The sequence below is a fragment of the Rubrivivax gelatinosus IL144 genome (assembly GCF_000284255.1).
GTDB lineage: Bacteria > Pseudomonadota > Gammaproteobacteria > Burkholderiales > Burkholderiaceae_C > Rubrivivax > Rubrivivax gelatinosus_A.
This window is the reverse complement of the sequence record NC_017075.1, coordinates 3,574,003-3,593,031: the sequence shown is the minus strand read 5'-3', so window position 1 is coordinate 3,593,031 and position 19,029 is coordinate 3,574,003. Positions and strand designations below refer to the sequence as shown.

At 70.2% G+C, this 19,029-nt stretch carries 17 protein-coding genes; 5 read left to right on the top strand and 12 right to left on the bottom strand.

Translation table 11 applies throughout. The features are described from left to right. Window positions 1-4 precede the first annotated feature (4 nt). The 5 genes from pufM to RGE_RS16365 all read left to right on the top strand — a co-directional run bounded on the left by pufM (window position 5) and on the right by RGE_RS16365 (window position 5,313). Window positions 5-982: a photosynthetic reaction center subunit M gene (gene pufM, locus RGE_RS16385; RefSeq protein ID WP_014429562.1), complete on the top strand. Its 978-nt coding sequence runs from the start codon at window positions 5-7 to the stop codon at window positions 980-982. Then, on the top strand, window positions 982-2,082 hold the full coding sequence (gene pufC / locus RGE_RS16380) for a photosynthetic reaction center cytochrome PufC (RefSeq protein ID WP_014429561.1): 1,101 nt from the start codon (window positions 982-984) through the stop codon (window positions 2,080-2,082). Before pufM ends, pufC begins: the two co-directional genes overlap by 1 nt. Window positions 2,083-2,124: 42 nt before the next feature. Continuing rightward, on the top strand, window positions 2,125-2,895 hold the full coding sequence (locus tag RGE_RS16375) for a hypothetical protein (RefSeq protein WP_014429560.1): 771 nt from the start codon (window positions 2,125-2,127) through the stop codon (window positions 2,893-2,895). Beyond that, entirely contained in the window at window positions 2,888-4,465 is a 1,578-nt protein-coding gene (gene crtD, locus RGE_RS16370) for a 1-hydroxycarotenoid 3,4-desaturase CrtD (protein WP_014429559.1), read from the top strand. The genes RGE_RS16375 and crtD overlap by 8 nt, the downstream gene beginning before the upstream one ends. 137 nt (window positions 4,466-4,602) lie before the next feature. Continuing rightward, window positions 4,603-5,313 (top strand): carotenoid 1,2-hydratase, encoded by a 711-nt coding sequence (locus RGE_RS16365; protein ID WP_173391625.1) that lies wholly within the window; start codon window positions 4,603-4,605, stop codon window positions 5,311-5,313. 24 nt (window positions 5,314-5,337) lie between these two features. Here RGE_RS16365 and RGE_RS16360 read toward each other — a convergent pair whose 3' ends face one another. The 12 genes from RGE_RS16360 to bchB all read right to left on the bottom strand — a co-directional run bounded on the left by RGE_RS16360 (window position 5,338) and on the right by bchB (window position 19,029). Beyond that, window positions 5,338-5,604, bottom strand: a complete 267-nt coding sequence (locus tag RGE_RS16360; RefSeq protein ID WP_043784206.1) for a hypothetical protein — start codon at window positions 5,602-5,604, stop codon at window positions 5,338-5,340. A 116-nt stretch (window positions 5,605-5,720) separates the two neighbouring features. Continuing rightward, window positions 5,721-6,755 (bottom strand): phytoene/squalene synthase family protein, encoded by a 1,035-nt coding sequence (locus tag RGE_RS16355; protein ID WP_014429557.1) that lies wholly within the window; start codon window positions 6,753-6,755, stop codon window positions 5,721-5,723. Next, the gene (gene puhE / locus RGE_RS16350; protein ID WP_014429556.1) at window positions 6,745-7,575 is read right to left on the bottom strand and encodes a putative photosynthetic complex assembly protein PuhE; all 831 of its coding nucleotides are present in this window, start codon (window positions 7,573-7,575) and stop codon (window positions 6,745-6,747) included. The genes RGE_RS16355 and puhE overlap by 11 nt, the downstream gene beginning before the upstream one ends. Before the next feature lie 13 nt (window positions 7,576-7,588). Then, entirely contained in the window at window positions 7,589-8,665 is a 1,077-nt protein-coding gene (gene acsF / locus RGE_RS16345) for a magnesium-protoporphyrin IX monomethyl ester (oxidative) cyclase (protein WP_014429555.1), read from the bottom strand. A gap of 18 nt (window positions 8,666-8,683) precedes the next feature. Continuing rightward, window positions 8,684-9,148, bottom strand: a complete 465-nt coding sequence (puhC, locus tag RGE_RS16340; RefSeq protein WP_014429554.1) for a photosynthetic complex assembly protein PuhC — start codon at window positions 9,146-9,148, stop codon at window positions 8,684-8,686. Next, complete coding sequence (puhB, locus tag RGE_RS16335; protein WP_014429553.1) at window positions 9,145-9,828, bottom strand: photosynthetic complex putative assembly protein PuhB; 684 nt, start codon at window positions 9,826-9,828, stop codon at window positions 9,145-9,147. Before puhB ends, puhC begins: the two co-directional genes overlap by 4 nt. After that, window positions 9,825-10,586 (bottom strand): photosynthetic reaction center subunit H, encoded by a 762-nt coding sequence (gene puhA, locus RGE_RS16330; protein WP_014429552.1) that lies wholly within the window; start codon window positions 10,584-10,586, stop codon window positions 9,825-9,827. Before puhA ends, puhB begins: the two co-directional genes overlap by 4 nt. Window positions 10,587-10,611: 25 nt before the next feature. Then, window positions 10,612-12,060: a BCD family MFS transporter gene (locus RGE_RS16325; protein ID WP_014429551.1), complete on the bottom strand. Its 1,449-nt coding sequence runs from the start codon at window positions 12,058-12,060 to the stop codon at window positions 10,612-10,614. Continuing rightward, window positions 12,057-12,758 carry a magnesium protoporphyrin IX methyltransferase gene (bchM, locus tag RGE_RS16320; RefSeq protein WP_014429550.1) on the bottom strand — a complete coding sequence of 234 codons (702 nt, stop codon included), beginning with the start codon at window positions 12,756-12,758 and terminating at the stop codon, window positions 12,057-12,059. Before bchM ends, RGE_RS16325 begins: the two co-directional genes overlap by 4 nt. Before the next feature lie 5 nt (window positions 12,759-12,763). Continuing rightward, window positions 12,764-13,672, bottom strand: coding sequence for a ferredoxin:protochlorophyllide reductase (ATP-dependent) iron-sulfur ATP-binding protein (bchL, locus tag RGE_RS16315; protein WP_014429549.1), 909 nt, complete (start codon window positions 13,670-13,672; stop codon window positions 12,764-12,766). 43 nt (window positions 13,673-13,715) lie between these two features. After that, entirely contained in the window at window positions 13,716-17,426 is a 3,711-nt protein-coding gene (locus RGE_RS16310) for a magnesium chelatase subunit H (RefSeq protein ID WP_014429548.1), read from the bottom strand. Further along, window positions 17,398-19,029 carry a ferredoxin:protochlorophyllide reductase (ATP-dependent) subunit B gene (gene bchB, locus RGE_RS16305; RefSeq protein ID WP_014429547.1) on the bottom strand — a complete coding sequence of 544 codons (1,632 nt, stop codon included), beginning with the start codon at window positions 19,027-19,029 and terminating at the stop codon, window positions 17,398-17,400. The genes RGE_RS16310 and bchB overlap by 29 nt, the downstream gene beginning before the upstream one ends.

Here is a 19,029-nt window from a genome sequence, read left to right as displayed (position 1 = left end):
CCCAATGGCTGAGTATCAAAACATCTTCACGCGTGTGCAGGTCGCAGGGCCGGCGCACATGGGTGTGCCGCTGCCCGAACAGGACAGCCCGCGCACCGGCAAGAAGCCTTGGCAGATCCACCTGCTGGGTCGTCTGGGCATGGCGCAGATCGGGCCGATCTACCTGGGTCCGCTGGGCATCCTGTCGATCGTCTTCGGCAGCCTGGCGATCATGATCATCGGCTTCAACATGCTGGCTTCGGTCGGCTGGAACCCGATCGAGTTCTTCCGCCAGTTCTTCTGGCTGGCGCTCGAGCCGCCGTCTCCGAAGTACGGCCTGAAGCTGCCGCCGCTGAACGACGGTGGCTGGTGGCTGATGGCAGGTCTGTTCCTGACGATCTCGATCCTGCTGTGGTGGGTCCGCATGTACACCCGCGCTCGCGCTCTGGGCATGGGCACGCACGTGGCCTGGGCGTTCGCCGCCGCGATCTGGCTGTATCTGGTGCTGGGCTTCATCCGCCCGGTGCTGATGGGCAGCTGGTCGGAGGCCGTGCCGTTCGGCATCTTCCCCCACCTGGACTGGACCGCCGCGTTCTCGCTGCGCTACGGCAACCTGTTCTACAACCCGTTCCACGCGCTCTCGATCGCCTTCCTGTACGGCGCGACGCTGCTGTTCGCGATGCACGGTGCGACGATCCTGGCCGTCAGCCGCTTCGGTGGCGAGCGTGAACTGGAGCAGATCGCCGACCGCGGCACCGCCTCGGAACGCGCCCAGCTGTTCTGGCGCTGGACGATGGGCTTCAACGCGACGACCGAGTCGATCCACCGCTGGGCGTGGTGGTTCGCCGTGCTGTGCCCGCTGTGCGGTGGCATCGGCATCCTGCTGTCGGGTACCGTCGTCGACAACTGGTATCTGTGGGCCGTGAAGCACGGCGTGGCACCGTCCTACCCGGCGGTGTTCGCGCCCACGATCGACCCCGCCACCCTGCAGGGAGTCAAGTGATGGCACTCGCGGTTCGCATTTCGACCCTTACCGTCGCCGTGACCGCGGCGGCCCTGCTCGCGGGATGCGAGCGTCCGCCGGTCGATGCCGTGCAGCGTGGTTACCGTGGCACGGGCATGCAGCACATCGTCAACCCGCGCACGCTGGCCGAACAGATCCCGACGCAGCAGGCCCCGGTGGCCACGCCGGTGGCCGACAACTCGGGCCCGCGCGCCAACCAGGTGTTCCAGAACGTCAAGGTTCTGGGCCATCTGTCGGTCGCGGAGTTCACGCGGCAGATGGCGGCGATCACCGAATGGGTGGCGCCGACCGAGGGCTGCAACTACTGCCATACCGAGAACCTGGCCGACGACTCGAAGTACCAGAAGGTCGTCTCCCGCCGGATGCTCGAGATGACGCAGAAGGTCAACACGCAGTGGACGCAGCACGTCGCCGCCACCGGCGTCACCTGCTACACCTGCCACCGTGGCAACCCGGTCCCCAAGGAGATCTGGTTCACCGCGGTGCCGCAGAACAAGCGTGCTGACTTCATCGGCAACCTCGACGGCCAGAACCAGGCCGCCAAGGTCGTCGGGCTGACCTCGCTGCCCTACGATCCGTTCACGACCTTCCTGAAGGAAGAGACGAACGTCCGGGTCTACGGCACGACGGCGCTGCCCACGGGTACTTCGAAGGCCGACATCAAGCAGGCCGAGAAGACCTACGGCCTGATGATGCACTTCTCGGGTGCGCTCGGCGTGAACTGCACGTACTGCCACAACACCAACGGCTTCGGCAGTTGGGACAACGCCGCGCCGCAACGCGCGACGGCCTGGTACGGCATCCGCATGGCGCGTGACCTCAACAACAACTTCATGGAAGGCCTGACCAAGACCTTCCCCGCACATCGGCTGGGCCCGACGGGCGACGTGGCGAAGATCAACTGCTCCACGTGCCACCAGGGTGCCTACAAGCCGCTGTACGGCGCGCAGATGGCCAAGGACTATCCGGGCCTGAAGCCGGCACCGGCGGCTGCCGCCGCCTCTGCCGTGGAAGCCGCTCCGGTCGACGCCGCCGCGTCGGCTGCTCCGGTCGCCACGGTGGCCACCGCCGCGAAGTAACGTGTTGAACGGCGGCCGCGGCCACCGCCGCGGCCGTTCCGAATGACGAACGAACTCAGCAACGCCGCCGGCGCCTCGCAACAGGGCCCGGCGGCTTCTTCTTTTTCCGCCGCAACGTCGCCCCGGTCCACCGCCGGCGGCGACGTGCTCGTCCTGTTGCTGATCGACGTGGCCCCGGCCGCGCGCCTGTGGGGTTACGGCCGTTTCGTCGCCGGCACCGCGCCGGCGCTGGCCGAGCCCGGCGCGCGTTTCGTCAAGCAGCTCGGAACCGGCTACGAAGGCGGTTTCGGCCTGCGCCCGAGCGGCACGCGGCAGGGCCTGTTCGTGCTCTTCGAGGACGAGGCCGCGGCCGACGCCTTCATCGGCCGCTCCGACCTCGTCCAGACCTATCGCCGCAACGCGCGCGAGCTGTGCATCGTCAAGGCACGGCCGTACAGCGCACGCGGCAGCTGGGACGGCCAGAAGGTGCGTGTCGGCTCGCCGGCGCCCGTCGACGGCCCGGTGGCGGCGCTGACGCGGGCTTCGATCCGCCCGTCGCAGGCCCACCGCTTCTGGCCCAACGCCGGGCCGTCGCAGGACTCGCTCGAACAGGCTCAGGGTTGCCGCCTGGCGGTCGGCCTGGGCGAGGCGCCGTTCCTGCGCCAGGCCACCTTCAGCGTCTGGGACAGCGTCGCCGCGATGGACGCCTATGCGCGCAGCGGCGCGCACCAGCGCGCGATCGTCGCCTCGCGCGACTTCTTCTCCGAGTCGATGTTCGTGCGCTTCGTGCCGCTGTCCATCGAAGGCGAATGGAAGGGCCGGCGCTATGGCTGAGCCCTTGCGCACGCACCGCGTCGTCGTCGTCGGCGCCGGCATCGCCGGGCTGACGAGCGCGCTGCTGCTGGCCGCGCGCGGCCTGGACGTGACGCTGGTCGACAAGGCGGCCACGCCGGGCGGCAAGATGCGCCAGGTGATGGTCGACGGCGCACCGGTCGACGCCGGCCCGACGGTCTTCACGATGCGCTGGGTCTTCGACCAGATCTTCGCCGCCGCCGGCGCGACGGTCGAGGAGCACCTGAAGCTGCAGCCGCTGGGCGTGCTCGCGCGCCACGCCTGGCGCGGCCACGAGCCGCGGCTGGACCTGTTCGCCGACATCCGGCGCTCGGCCGAGGCGATCGGCGAGTTCAGCGGCCCGCAGGAGGCGCAGCGTTTCCTCGGCTTCTGCCGCCAGGCACGCCAGCTCTACGACCACCTCGAAGGCCCGTACATCCGCTCCGAGCGCCCGACGCTCGGCAGCATGGTCGGCGACCTCGGGCCGCGCGGCCTGATGGCGCTGATGCAGATCGGCCCGTTCTCCAACCTCTGGCGCTCGCTGTCGCGGCACTTCCGCGATCCGAAGCTGCAGCAGCTGTTCGCGCGCTACGCCACTTACTGCGGCGCCTCGCCGTGGATGGCGCCGGCGACGCTGATGCTGGTCGCCCAGGTCGAGCTCGATGGCGTCTGGGCCGTCGAAGGCGGCATGCACGCCGTCGCCAAGGCCTTCTCGGCGCTGGCCGAGGCCCGCGGCGTGAAGACGCGCTACGGCTGCGGCTGCGAGCAGATCCTCGTGCGCGACGGCCGTGCGGTCGGCGTGCGCCTGGCCGGCGGCGAAGAGATCACCGCCGACTCGGTGGTCTTCAACGGCGACGTCAACGCGCTCGCCCAGGGCCTGCTGGGCGACCCGCCGCGCCGCGCGACGGCCGCGGTGGCACCGGCCAGGCGATCGCTCTCGGCGCTGACCTGGCTGGTCAACGCCCGCACCAGCGGCTTCCCGCTGGTACGCCACAACGTATTCTTCGACGAGGACTACGCGTCCGAGTTCGACGACATCTTCCGCCAGCGCCAGCTTCCGCGGCGCGGCACCGTCTACGTCTGTGCGCAGGACCGCACCGACGAAGGAATCGGGTCGGACGCTCCCGAGCGCCTGCTGTGCCTGGTGAACGCACCGGCCGACGGGGACCGACGGCCCTTCGACCATTCGGAGACCGACCCATGCGAGCAGCGGAGTCTGGCGCTGATGCGCGAGTGCGGCCTGACGATCGATTGGAGCCCGCAGACGCACCGGCTGGTGACGCCGGCGAACTTCGAGCGCCTGTTCCCGGCGACGGGGGGAGCGCTGTACGGCCCGGCGACGCACGGCTGGATGTCCTCGTTCCACCGGGCCTCGTCGACGAGCCGGCTGCCGGGCCTGTACCTGGCGGGCGGCAGCGTGCACCCGGGGCCGGGCGTGCCGATGGCGGCGATGTCCGGCCGGCTGGCGGCCGAGACGCTGATGGCGCACCTCGATTCGACCAGCCGGTCCCGCCGGGTGGTTATCTCTGGTGGTATGTCGACGCGGTCAGCGACGACGGGCGGCATGGCCTGACCTTCATCGCCTTCGTCGGCAGCGTCTTCTCCCCGTATTACGCCTGGGCCGGCGGCCCGAACGCCGACCGGGCCGACCCCGAGAACCACTGCGCGCTGAACATCGCGCTGTACGGCGACGCCGGCAAGCGCTGGACGATGACCGAACGCGGCCGCCGCTGGATGCGCCGCAGCCGCGACGAGTTCGTCATCGGCCCGAGCCGGCTGCACTGGGACGGCGAGTCGCTGCTCGTCGAGTTCGACGAAATCGGCGTGCCGATCCCGCGCCGCGTGAAGGGCCGGGTGCGCGTCTGGCCGAAGGCGCTGTGCCGCTTCGTCACCTCGCTGGACAGCGGCGGACGCCACCGCTGGGGGCCGATCGCGCCCTGCAGCCGCATCGAGGTCGAGCTCGACAGCCCGAACGCGCGCTGGAGCGGCCATGCCTACGTCGATTCCAACGAAGGCGACGAGCCGATCGACCGCCCGTTCCGCGAGTGGGACTGGTCGCGCGCGACGATGGCCGACGGCAGCACCGCGGTGATCTACGACGTGCGCCAGAAGCGCGACGGCGACCGCGTGATCGCCGAGCGTTTCCTGCTCGACGGCAGCACCGAGAGCTTCGAGGCGCCGCCGCGCCAGCCGCTGCCGACGACGCTGTGGCGCATCGACCGCACGATGCGCACCGAACCCGGCGTGCCGGCGTTCGTCGAGCAGACGCTCGAGGACACGCCGTTCTATGCGCGTTCGATGGTGCGTTCGGGGCTGCTCGGTGAGGTCGTGACCTCGGTGCACGAGACGATGCTGCTGCCGCGTGTGATCACGCTGCCGGTGCGGCTGATGCTGCCCTGGCGCATGCCGCGCCGCAGCTGAGGGCGGAGCCGGCGGAGCGCCGGCTCACTCTTGGTGATCGTCGGCGCGGCGGCCGTTGAACGAACTCGGGCGGTAGACGTTGCCTTCGCGCCTGACGTTCGGCGCACCGCGGCGTGCGCGTTCGATGACCTCGACGGCTTCGCGCTGGGCGCTGCGGCGCTGCCGGCTCCAGCGCCAGGCGCTGCGCGTGCGCTGCAGCATCTGCGCGATGCGGCCACGGCCCATCAGCATGCCCAGCAGCAGGGCGACGCAGACAGCCAGCCCGATCGCAGCGAAGACCTTCTCGACCATGGCGAGAATCTAGCGCGCTTCGCGTCCGCCGTCGCGCCACTTGTTGGCGCCGCCCGAGGGTGGATTGATGGAAATCAAGCCGAATCCCGAGAACGTCGCGCGCCGGACGCGCGCTGTCAGACGCCGCGGCGGGCGGCCTGGCGCTCCATCAGCTCGATGACCCAGCCGATGCGTTCGTCGAAGGAACGCTGCGGCGGGCGGTGCGGCACGGTGGGTGCAGGCGCCGCAACCGAGGCGTCGACCAGGTACTGGATCGCCGGCAGCGGCGGCATCGAGATGTAGGCGCGCCCGGGCGTGTTGAAGGCGGCCGACGCGGCACGGGCCATCAGCGCGGCCTTGCGGCGCGCCGGCACGACGACGCGGTGGTTCACCGAGTCCAGGCCCTGGCGCTCCAGCATGCGGCCGATCTCGGCGTAGACCAGGCGCGCGGCGCGGATCGCCGGGCGGCAGTCGCGGGGCAGGGCGGCGATGCCGTGCTCCGAACGTTCGTACAGCTCGTCGGCGGCGCGCAGCAGCCGGCGCACGGTCTGCGCGACCTCGGGGCAGTGCACCGGGTTCTGCAGCCAGGCGTCGACGTCCAGGCCGGCTTCGACCAGCCATTCGCGCGGCAGGTACAGGCGGCCGTTGCGCGCGTCCTCGCCGACGTCGCGCGCGATGTTGGTGAACTGCATCGCGACGCCGAGCTCGCAGGCGCGCGCCAGGGCCTGCGGCGAGCGCACGCCCATGATCAGCGCCATCGCCGCGCCGACGGTGCCGGCGACGCGGGCACCGTAGGCCTCGACGTCGGCGATGGTGTCGTAGCGCCGGCCGTCGGCGTCCCAGAGGAAACCTTCGAGCAGCGCGTCGAGCAGCACGCGCGGCACGCCGTAGCGGTGCACGGTGCTGGCCAGCGCGCGGTCGGCGGCGATCGGCGCCGGCGTGCCGGCGTAGACCGCGTCCAGCCGCGTGCGCAGCTCGTCCATCGCGGCGTGCGGGTCGCCGCTCAGGTCGACGGCGTCGTCGGCGACGCGGCAGAACGCGTACAGCGCCGTGGCCGGCGTGCGCACGCGCTGCGGCAGCAGCAGCGACGCGGCGAAGAAGGACTTCGAGCCGCCGCGCATCAGTTCGCGGCAGGCCTGCAACTCGGACGAGACGCGCAGGTCAGCGGGCATGGAGCAGGTTGTTGTCGGAAGGGGGCACGAGCAACGGCGGGGGATCGTGCGGCTCCCCCGGCTCGCGCGAACGCAGGGCCCAGCGCCACAGCGCGGCGACCGGCAGCGGCAGGACCATCATCCAGTGTTCGATCACGGCCATGCCGAGCATCGTCGCGACGAGCAGCAGGCCGACGTGCATCGCCGGCGCGGTGCCCGGCAGCAGCGCTTCGTTGACCATCAGGCCGGCGACGATCGTCGGCACCGTCACCGAGATCGGGAACAGCAGGTTCATCGCCCGGCGGCGGAAGAAGCTGACGAGGTACTTCAGGTGCTCCGGCAGGAACTCCTCGCTCAGGTTGCGCACGCCCAGGAACAGGTTGAGCTTGGCGCTGGCGCGCATCGTCCAGAGCACGATGTAGGTCCAGGTGCCGACCTGGTTGGGCTCCCCCCAGGTGACGGCGACGATGGCGACACCGACGCTGATGATGGCGATCTCGTGCCACAGGATGGCCTGGATGGCGTGCACGAAGCGTGTCCAGGTGCTGGCGCCGGCCGGCGTGGCGGTCTTGCGCGGGCCGGTGATCCAGCCGGTCAGGAAGGCCAGCTCGTGCCAGCCCCAGACCAGCAGCGCGCAGGTGAAGGCGCAGTAGGCGTCCGCCGGCGTCGTGTTGCCCGCGGTGTGCACCAGCGCGGCGAACGCCGTCGCGGCGAGCGCCGTCGAGATGACCAGGCTCCAGCGGAAGGTCTTCCGCGGCAGCCCGTCCAGCAACAGGATCAGCCCGGTGCTGAACCACCAGACGAACACCGCAAACAGCACCGGGATCGCCACGCTCAGCATCCTGTCCTCGCTTTCACCATGCCGGGGCCATGCGCACCTGGGCCGGCAGCGCGTGACGGCGCACCGGGATCAGGTACATGCGGGCGAAGGTCGCGGCACCGGCCGCGGCCCACGCCGCCTGCTGCAGGCGGCCGACGAGGCCGCCGCGCGCCTTGGCGGCATCCACCTTGGTCTTCACGTGCACCAGGCGCTCCATGCCGGCGCGGAACGCCGGATGGTCGATGTCCAGCGAGATCGGGAAGACCTGCTTGGAGATCTCGTTGGTGATCTGGAAGACGCGGTAGTCGTAATCGGTCGACTCGAGCCCCATCGCCTCGTGCAGCAGGGGCCGCATGTGGTCGCGCACGTACATCGTCGCGTACACGGCCAGCAGGAAGAACCGCACCCACAGCAGGTTCGGGCCCGTGATCAGGTGCGGATGCGCACGCAGGATCAGCGCGAACGACTCGCCGTGGCGGAATTCGTCGTTGCACCAGCGTTCGAACCAGCGAAAGATCGGGTGGAAACGCTTGTCGGGGTGGCGTTCGAGCTGGCGGTAGATCGTGATGTAGCGCGCGTAGCCGATCTTCTCGGACAGGTAGGTCGCGTAGAAGATGTACTTCGGCTTGAAGTAGGTGTAGGCCTTGGTTCGCTTCAGGCCGCCCAGGTCGATGCCCAGGCCGAAGTCGCGCAGCGCCTGGTTGATGAACCCGGCGTGGCGCGACTCGTCGCGCGCCATGTAGCGCATCAGCGCCTTGACGTCGGGGTTCTCGACGTTCTTCTGGATCTCGTTGTAGAGAACGCAGCCGGAGAACTCGGACGTCACCGACGACACCAGGAAGTCCAGGAACTCCTGGCGCAGCTCCGGCGACACCTGCGAAAAACGTTCGGCCACTTCCTGCGGGAACTCGGGCGTGCGCTGGAAGTGGTCGTGGTTGTTGTCGCCCTCGTACTCGGCCAGCATCGCGTCCCACTCCGCGCGGATCGACGAGACGTCGATCGCGTTCATCGCGGCGTAGTCCGTGGTGTAGAAGCGCGGGCTCAGGAGCGTGCTCTCCTTGGCCCGGCGGGCGGCCTCTTCGGGTGATTCGATCGTCGGGGTCGCGAGCATGAGGGTCTCCGTGGTGTGTCAGCGGGCCGGGGCCTGCTGGGGGTCGACCTTCAGCAGGCGTGCGAACACGCCAGCGTTGGTCGGGCCGAAGGACTCCAGGTCGATGCGCTGGCCCGTCGCCGGGTCCATCAGCGTCAGTCGACCGTCGTTCCGGGCGACGAGTTCGAACGGCTGTTCGGGGCCGAGACCCCGCTTCATGCGTTCGCGGGCGAGTGCACGCAGGGCCCCACGGAGGAACCCGGCCTCGCCCTGCACCGAATCGAGCTGGACGCCGTCGCGTCCATCGATGACGGCGATGCTGCCGTCGGGTCGATCCTCGAATCGGAGGGCACGCGTCGCGACGGCATCGCCGTCGGGCGCGCGAATGGTCTGCCCGCTCATGCGCACCGCGGCGACGCCGACGATGACGGCAGCGAGCAGCACGCCGATGGCGATCAGCGCTGCACGCGGCAGATCCTGGGAGCGGGACGCGTTGTCGCTCATGCAGCGGCACCGTGTCCGGCAAACGTTCCGGCGGCGGGCTTGCCGTCGGCCGCGGAGGCGGGCACGGCGGGCAGCTCGGTGGCCCGCGACCAGGCCTCCGACAGCTGCCGGGCCACCGCCTCGGCATCGGGAACGCAGCGCAGCATCGGCTCCGGCTTGGCGTAGCGCCACGGACGGGCGTGCGGCCACAGGTGGAGGTAGGCGATGCGGTCGCCACCGACGAGCGTGATCGGGATGTCGCCGCTGCCGTCACGGTGACGGCGCAGGCCGGCGGCCGCGATGCGCTTGAACGGGATGTTGAAGGTCACCGTCAGCACGATGCCGATGCGCATGACGACGCGCCGGTCGGTGATGGTGTACACGGCGCCACGCGCGGTCAGCCAGGCGAGCCCGGTGATCAGCACGAGCGCGAAGAAGACCAGAGGCAGCAGTACGACGAGCGCGCGCAGTGCATCGCCGGCGCTGCCGCCCTGGCTCAGCACGTAACCGGCACGGGCCGCCAGGACGGCGGCGAAATACAGCACCAGCGCAGGCACGTGAAAGGCGCGCCGTGCGAGGGCGCGCCAATCGGGACTGCCCTGCCAGAGGATGTGCTCCTCGGCAGGGAGGACCTCCGGCAGTCCGTGCACGGGCTCGTAATCGTGCTCGTGCCCGGTGGTGTGCCGGTGGCCGTGTGTCACAGCAGGGGCTCCTGCCGCGAGGGCTCGGCGTACAGCGTGCCGGCGCCGTAGTAGGCGCAGATCTTCTCTTCCTCGAGCATCGTGACCTGCTCGGGATGCTTGGTCGCCGGGACGTCGGCGAACTGGTGGCCCAGCAGCGCCGTGACCTTGACCGCGTCACGCTTGAGGATCGCGAAGTTCACCGGCAGCAGGACCTTGCGGCCGCCTTCGGCGAGTTCGACCTCGAAGTAACGGAACAGGTTTTCCGGCGTGTCGACCCACAGGTCGGTCACGGTACCGGCTTGGGCGCCGTCGGCACCGTAGACCGGCTTGCCGCGCGGATCGCTGTCCTGCTTGGCCACGTCGAAACCTTCGACCAGGCGCAGCGGCAGGATGCGGACGTTGCCGTCGACGTCCACGTCGGGACGATCGGCGCGCTCGGTCCAGGCGCCCGGGCCGACGCCGGCCAGCAGCGGGTTGCCGGTCGGAACCAGCGGCGCGCCGATCCAGCCGTGGGCCGGTTCGGCCGCCAGGTTGTCCTGCGGCGCTTCGGCCTTCGGCACGATGTGCTCGTGGCCGTCGGCCAGCTTGAAGGTCTTGGCTTCGGGCACCGGCCAGCCGGTGATGACGCCGCGGCCCGTGCCGCTGTCCATTTCAGGGTAGCCCTCGCGATGGTTCTCGCGGATCAGGTAGTAGCAAAGGCCCGCAAAGAACGCCCAAAAGGCGTACAGCACGAGCTGCGCAACGTCGACGTAGGATGTGATGGCACCGGTTCCCATGGGGTTCTCCTTCTCGCGAATCTCGCTAGCCGGGGAAATCGGCCAGTCCGAATTGGTTTTGCTCAGGCTGCTGTCGCCGCCCCGCGCGACGCACCAGCGGGCCGATGGCGATCAGCGCCGCGAACAGCAGAATCATCTCGAAGTGATAGACGACGCTGTAGCCGGTCACGGGGCTGACCAGCACCTGGCCCAGCAGGCCCTGCGTCGCCATGCTCGACACGAGGTCGCGCACCGCGCCGCCGGCTGCAATTGCACCGCCGGCCGCCGTGGCCTGCACGGCGCCCCAGGCGCCGAGGGCCAGACCGACGTGCTCCTTGCGCTCCATTCCCATCGCCGCCGTCAGCGTGCCGACCGAGAACAGACCGCCGCCGAAACCGATCATCACCGTGCCGATGCGGAACATCGCCGGTGAGTCGAGCGGTGCGGCGAAGACGACCAGCGCGAACGCCGGCAGGCCGCAGACCGCGCCCAGCGCGGCGACCCGCAGCGGATCCCAGCCGCGCGCCAGCATGCGCGCAGCCAGCGCGAACGCGACCAGCGCGCCACCGGCCAGCAGCGCGGTCAGCGTGCTGGTGGCCGCGACACTCAGCTTCAGGATCTCGCCGCCGTAGGGCTCGAGCACGATGTCCTGCATGTTGAAGGCCGCCGTGCCCAGGCCGACCATCCAGAGGAAGCGCCGCGCCTGCGGCTGCTCGATGAAGCCGCGCCACATCGTGCGGAACTCCGGCGCCGGTTCGTCCTTGCTGCGGCGGCGGTTCGGGTCGCGCGCTTCCTGCTTCCAGACGGCGAAGAGGTTCAGCGCGATCGTCAGCACCGCTGCGCCCTGCACCACCTGCACCAGACGCTGCTCGGAGAAGTCCGACAGCAGCGCCGAGCAGGTCATGCCGCCGCCGACCAGGCCGACGAGCAGCATCACGTACATCAGCGCCACGACGCGCGGGCGCGATTCCTCGCTCGCCAGGTCGGTGGCCAGCGCCAGGCCGGTGGTCTGCGTCGTCTGAAGGCCGGCACCGACCAGCAGGAACGAGATGCCGGCGAAGATCTGGCCGACCCAGCCCAGGCCGAGCTGGCCCTGGCCGGTGAGCACCAGCAGCGCGAACGGCATGATCGCCAGGCCGCCGAACTGCATCAGCGTGCCCAGCCAGATGTAGGGCACGCGGCGCCAGCCGATCACCGAGGCGTGGACGTCGGAGCGAAAGCCGATGAAGGCGCGGAACGGGGCGGCCAGCATCGGCAGCGCGACCATCATCGACACCACCCAGGCGTGCACGCCGAGCTCGACGATCATCACGCGGTTGAGCGTGCCGACCAGCAGCGCGCTGGCCAGACCGACCGAGACCTGGAACAGGGCCAGGCGCAGCAGGCGCGGCAGCGGCAGCCCGGGGCTGGCCGCGTCGGCGAACGGCATCAGGCGCGGCACGACGCGCCGCAGCCATTCGCGCAGCGGTTCGGGCAGGGCCGGGGCGGCCTTCACGTGCGTTTCCACTCCGTGGCCTGCGAGGTGTAGAAGCCGCTGGAGATGCGTTCGCTGCGGCCCCACTGCCAGCCTTGCAGGCCGGGGTGCGCCGCCATCAGCGAACGCAGCTGCTCGGGCGCCACCGGCACGATGGCCGGCGAACGGTCGCCACGCGGGAACAGCTTGCCGACGGTCCACATCAGCGACAGCAGCGCGGTGCGCGGCGCGAAGGTGAAGACCATCGAGGTCGAGGTGCGCTCGGCGAGCCGGGACAGCGCGGCGACGGCGTCGGGTGCGTCGTAGTGGATCACCGAGTCCATCGCGATGACGTGGTCGAAGCGGCCGAGCGCCGGGTCGAGCATGTCGCCGCTGCGGAAGTCGATCGAGCCCGGGCCCAGCGACTCGGGCAGGCGCTCGCGGGCGTAGCCGACGAGCGTCGGCGACAGGTCGATCGCGACGACCTCGGCGCCGCGGCGCGCGAGTTCGATCGAGGCCGCGCCGGTGCCGCAGCCGGCGTCGAGCACGCGCCGGCCGCGCAGGTCCTGCGGCAGCCACGACAGCAGCGTGGTGCGCATGCGGTCGCGGCCGGCGCGCACGGTGGCGCGCACGCCGCTGACCGGGGCGTCGGAAGTCAGCCGCGCCCAGGTCTGGGCGGCGGTGCGGTCGAAGTAGTGCTCGACCTCGCCGCGGCGGTTCTGATAGCTGGTGTTCTCCATGGCGATCAGTCGTAGCCCAGCAGGTCGAAGATGTCGCGATCCTTCAGCGGCTCGCAGTACAGCGGGTCGACGCCGTCCCACAGGCGCTGGGCGAGCTGCAGGTACTCGGCCTGCACCGCCAGCACCTCGGGGCTTTCTTCCATCTCGAACAGCGTGGCCTTCTTCAGCCGGCTCTTGCGGATGACGTCCAGCGCCGGGATGCGCGCCAGCGAGCGCATGCCGATGCGCTCGTTGAACTTGTCGATCTGGTCGGTGGCGTCGGAGCGGTTGGCGATGATGCCGCCCAGGCGCACGTTGTAGTTCTTCGCCTTGGCGCCGATCGCCTGGACGATGCGGTTGGCGGCGAAGATCGAGTCGAAGTCGTTGGCGGTGACGATCAGCGCGCGGTCGGCGTGCTGCAGCGGGGCGGCGAAACCGCCGCAGACCACGTCGCCGAGCACGTCGAAGACGACGACGTCGGTTTCCTCGAGCAGGTGGTGCTCCTTGAGCAGCTTGACGGTCTGGCCGACGACGTAGCCGCCGCAGCCGGTGCCCGCGGGCGGGCCGCCGGCCTCGACACACATCACGCCGTTGGTGCCTTCGAAGACGAAGTCCTCGACACGCAGTTCCTCGGGGTGGAAGTTCACCGTCTCGAGCACGTCGATGACGGTGGGCACCATGCGCTTGGTCAGCGTGAAGGTGGAGTCGTGCTTAGGGTCGCAGCCGATCTGCAGCACGCGCTTGCCGAGCTTGCTGAAGGCCACCGACAGGTTGCTCGACGTCGTGCTTTTGCCGATGCCGCCCTTGCCGTAGATCGCGAACACCTTGGCGTTGCCGATCTTGGCTCCGGTTTCCATCTGCACCTGAACGCTGCCTTCGCCGTCCGGGCGTGCGCCGCGGCCGATCTGGCTGGGGGAGATCGTGGCCGTGCTCATGCCTGCGTCTCCGTCATCCGGGCGTACTGCCCCCGGGTCATCGTCATGCTGGAGTTCCTTCGTATACACCTTCGAGGCGGTCTTCCAGCTCTTCGCCGGCGCGGCGCAGGGCTTCGAGCACTTCAGGGTCCGGGCTCCAGTACTGGCGCTCGGACGCTTCGATCAGGCGGTTGGCCACCTTGGCGGAGGCGGCCGGGTTCAGACGCGCGAGGCGCTCGCGCATCTCGGGGTCGAGCATGAAGGTCTCGGTGAGCTGCTGGTAGACCCAGGGCTGCACCTGGCCGGTCGTCGCCGACCAGCCCATCGTGTTCGTCACGTGGACCTCGATCTGGCGCACGCCTTCGTAGCCGTGCTCCAGCATGCCTTCGTACCACTTCGGGTTGAGCATGCGCGTGCGGGTCTCCAGCGCGACCTGCTCGGACAGCGTGCGCACGGTGCCGTCACCCTTGGTCTGGTCACCGATGTAGACCGGCGTCGCGGTGCCGCCCTTGGCGCGGCGCACCGCGCGGCTGATGCCGCCCAGCGTGTCGAAGTAGGTGTCGATCGTCGTCACGCCCAGCTCGACCGAGTCGAGGTTCTGGTAGGCGAGGTCGACGTCGGCGAGCACGCTCTGCAGCAGCTCGGCCTTCTGCATCGGCTTGCCGGCGCGGCCGTAGGCGAAGCCCTTGCGGCGGCTGTAGGTCTCGGCGAGCTCGTCCTCGTCGTCCCAGCGGCCGTTCTCGACCAGGTTGTTGACGTTGGAGCCGTAGGTGCCGTCGGCGTTGCCGAAGACGCGCAGCGCCGCGGTCTCCATGTCGCAGCCGTGCTGCTGCTGGTAGGCCAGGGCGTGCTTGCGCACGAAGTTCTGCTCGACCGGCTCGTCGGCGGTGGCGGCCAGGTAGGCGGCTTCGGCCAGCAGCTTGATCTGCAGCGGCAGCAGGTCGCGGAAGATGCCCGACAGCGTGATGACGACGTCGACACGCGGACGGCCGAGCTGCTCCAGCGGGATCAGCGTCGCGCCGGCGAGGCGGCCGTAGCTGTCGAAGCGCGGCGTCGCGCCCATCAGCGCCAGGGCCTGGCCGATCGGGCCGCCTTCGGTCTTCAGGTTGTCGGTGCCCCAGAGCACGAGCGCGACCGATTCGGGCAGCGCGTTGCCGTCGGCGACGTGGCGGTCCAGCAGCAGTTGCGCCAGGCGCGTGCCGTCCTTGACGGCGAAGGCGCTGGGAATGCGGAACGGATCGAAACCGTGCAGGTTGCGCCCGGTCGGCAGCACTTCCGGCGTGCGCAGCAGGTCGCCACCCGGCGCCGGCGGCACGAAGCGGCCGTCGAGCGCACGCAGAATGCCCGGCACCTCGGTGTCCTGGGCCAGCAGCTTGTTGGCGCGCACCAGATCGTCGTGGCCGCTGACGGCCTTGCCGGCGACGATGGCCTCGACCACCGAACGCTCCGGCGGCGTGTCGCCGGCCATCGACATCAGCATGTCGACACGCTGGCTTTCGGTCAGCGGCTTGCCGACGACGTGCAGGCCGTGCGGGATCAGCGTGTACTCGAGTTCGAGCACGGCCGCCGTCAGGCGCTGGACCTCGGCTTCGGCCTGATCCTGCGTCCAGTCGGGTTCGGCGGTGGCGAGTTCGAGCTCGGCGGCCTGGGCCTGGATCACCGACACGTACTCGGCGCGTTCGGCGGCTGCCGGATCGAGCGCGCGCCAACGTTCCAGCGACGCCTTCAGCTCGAGCAGGCCGCGGTACAGGCCGGCCTGGGCCACCGGCGGCGTCAGGTAGCTGATCAGCGTCGCGGCGGCGCGGCGCTTGGCGATCGCGCCTTCGGACGGGTTGTTCGAGGCGTAGAGGTAGAAGTTCGGCAGGTCCGAGATCAGGCGGTCGGGCCAGCACATGCCCGACATGCCGGTCTGCTTGCCGGGCATGAACTCCAGCGAGCCGTGGGTGCCGAAGTGCAGCACCGCGTCGGCCTTGAAGTCGTCGCGCAGGTAGCGGTAGAAGGCCGAGAACGCGTGCGTCGGCGCGAAGCCGTGCTCGAACAGCAGGCGCATCGGGTCGCCTTCGTAGCCCATGCTCGGCTGGATCGCGACCAGCGCGTTGCCGAACTGCGCGCCGAGCACGAAGATCGAGCGGCCGTCGGTCAGCTGGCGGCCCGGCGCCGGGCCCCACTGGGCTTCGATCTGCTTCAGCCAGCGCTCGCGGCGGACGTGGTCGTCGACCGGGATGAAGGCGTGCACGTTGGCGTCGGCGCCGTAGGTCTGCGCGTTGCCCTTCAGCACCGCGTCACGCAGCGCGTCGACGCTTTCCGGCAGCTCGACGCTGTAGCCCTGGGCCTTCATGCCCTTGAGCGTCTCGTACAGGCTCTCGAAGACCGACAGGTAGGCCGCGGTGCCGATGTTCCCGGCGTTGGGCGGGAAGTTGAAGATGACGACCGCGACCTTGCGCTCGGCGCGCTGGGCGCGGCGCAGCGACACGAGGCGGGCGACACGCGCGGCCAGCGTCGCGGTGCGTTCCGAGCAGCTGCGCATGTCCTGCGAGTTGTCGCTGCTGCTGAACTGGCAGCCCTTGTCGCAGCCGGCGCAGGTCGTGCCGGCTGCGCCGCAGCGGCCGCCGAAGATCGTCGGGCTGGTCGCGCCGTCGAGCTCGGGGATCGCCACCATGATGGTGCTTTCCACCGGCAGCAGGCCGCGGTCGGAGGCGCCCCAGTCGCCCAGCGTCTGGAACTCGACCGGATGCGCGGCGATGTAGGGCACGTCGAGCTGGGCGAGGATCTCCTCGGCGGCACGCGCGTCGTTGTAGGCCGGGCCGCCGACCAGCGAGAAGCCCGACAGCGAGACGACGGCGTCGACCGTCGGCTTGCCGTCCTTCATGAAGAAGCGTTCGATCGCCGGGCGCGAGTCCAGGCCCGAGGCGAAGGCCGGCACGACCTGCAAGCCCTGGACCTCGAGCGCCGCGATGACGCCGTCGTAGTGCGCCGAGTTGCCGGCCAGCAGGTACGAGCGCAGCAGCAGCAGGCCGACACGGCCCTGGCTCTCGCCGTCCTTGACGACCTTGGGCAGCGCCGCGGCGTCCTCGCCGATGCGGCCCTTCATGCGCGGGTGGTAGACGCCGATGTCCGGGTACTCGACCGGCGCCGCGGGTTTGCCGCGGCCGCGCAGCGCGGCGCGTTCGCCGGCCGCGTAGCGGTCGACGAGGAAACGCACCATGTTGAAGACGTTCTCTTCCGAGCCGCCCAGCCAGTACTGCAGCGACAGGAAATAGGCGCGCACGTCCTGCGCCGTGCCGGGGATGAAGCGCAGCAGCTGCGGCACGCGGCGCAGCATCTTCATCTGCGCGGCGCCGCCGGTGGCGGCCTTGTCCTTGTTGCCGCGCAGGCGCTTCAACAGCGCCAGCGGCCCCGAGGCCGGCTTGTCCATGTCGAAGCCGCCCAGGCGCGTCAGCTTGACGACTTCGGCGGCCGACATCGCGCAGACCATCGCGTCGCACTGCATGCGGCGCTCCTGGAGCACCGGCATCAGCGGCATGAAGTGGTCCTCGAGGAAGAGCATCGTCACGACGATGATGTCGCCGTGCTTGATGTCCTCGATGCAGCGCTGCAGTCCCTCGGGCTCGTTGGCCCACTCGGAAGCGGCGTGCAGCGTCAGCTCCAGCCCCGGAAGTTCGCGGCGGAGGTTCACCCGCGCGCGCTCTGCAGCGCTCGCGAGGTGGGTGTCCATCGTGACGATGACGACCCGGATGGGCGTCGCGTCAACGCCCGAAGTGCGCCTTGGCGTCATACAACGTTTCCACGGTGATGGTCGCGAGGCCGCGCTCGGCGGCGAATCGCTCGGTGTTGCGACGGGCCTTGCCGCGCACGAAGAAGGGGATCTTCTGCAGCTCCTTCTGCGCGTCGGGTGCCCACTGGGCGACGGTGATCGGAGCGGAGGCGGCAGGCGCGGCCACGGTGGCCGCAGCGGTTGCGGTCTCGGCGACCGCGGGGACGTCCGACGATTCGGCGGCGGGCGCAGGCGCAGCGGCCGGCGGCGGCACGGCGGCGCGTCCCAGATGAGAGGCGGCGGCGCCATCGTGGAACTCGAAGTCGCCGCGGAACATCGTCAGCAGGTGCTCTTCCAGGCCCATCATCAACGGGTGGACCCAGCTGTCGAACAGCACGTTGGCGCCCTCGAAGCCCATCTGGGGCGAGTAGCGCGCCGGGAAGTCCTGCACGTGCACCGGCGCCGAGATCACCGCGCAGGGCACGCCCAGGCGCTTGGCGATGTGGCGTTCCATCTGCGTGCCCAGCACCAGCTCGGGGTGCAGTTCGGCGACCTTGGCCTCGACTTCCAGATAGTCGTCGGTGATCAGCGCCTCGACGCCGTAGTGCTTGGCCGCGTCGCGCACGTCGCGTGCGAACTCGCGGCTGTAGGTGCCCAGGCCGACGACGGTGAAACCCATCTCCTCGGTCGCGACACGCGCCGCGGCGATGGCGTGCGTGGCGTCGCCGAAGATGAAGACACGCTTGCCGGTGAGATAGGTAGAGTCGACCGAACGCGAGTACCAGGGCGAGCGCGACAGCGCGTCGGGCAGCGGCGTGTCCGCCGGCAGGCCGGCGAGTTGCAGCACCTCGGCGATGAAGGCCTTGGTCGCCTTGACGCCGATCGGGATCGTCTTCGTGAACGGCTGGCCGAAGAAACGCTGCAGCCAGCCGGCGGCCTGCTGCGCGGTCTCGGGGTAGAGCACGACGTTGAAATCGGCTTCGCCCAGGCGCGCGATGTCGTCGGCCGAGGCACCCAGCGGCGCGACGGTGCGCACCTCGATGCCGAGCTCGTTCAGCAGGCCGGTGATCTCGCGCACGTCGTCGCGGTGGCGGAAGCCGAGCGCCGTCGGGCCGAGCAGGTTGCAGCAGGGCTTGGCACCGGGCTCGCGCGCCGGACGCGGCGTGCCGGGGGCCGGCGCACGCGGGCCGGCCAGCGTGCGCACGACCTGATAGAAGGTCTCCGACGCGCCCCAGTTCTCCTTGCGCTGGTACGAGGGCAGCTCGAGCGGCACGACCGGAATCGGCAGCGCCAGCGCGCGCGCCAGGCCGCCCGGGTCGTCCTGGATCAGCTCGGCCGTGCACGAAGCGCCGACCAGCATCGCGTTCGGGCGGAAACGCTCGAAGGCCTGGGAGCAGGCGGTCTTGAACAGCTCCGCGGTGTCGCCGCCGAGGTCACGGGCCTGGAAGGTGGTGTAGGTGACCGGCGGGCGGCGCGGCAGCCGCTCGATCATCGTGAACAGCAGGTCGGCGTAGGTGTCGCCCTGCGGCGCGTGCAGCACGTAGTGCACGTCGTCCAGCGCGGTGGCGACGCGCATCGCGCCGACGTGCGGCGGGCCTTCGTAGGTCCAGAGCGTCAACTGCAT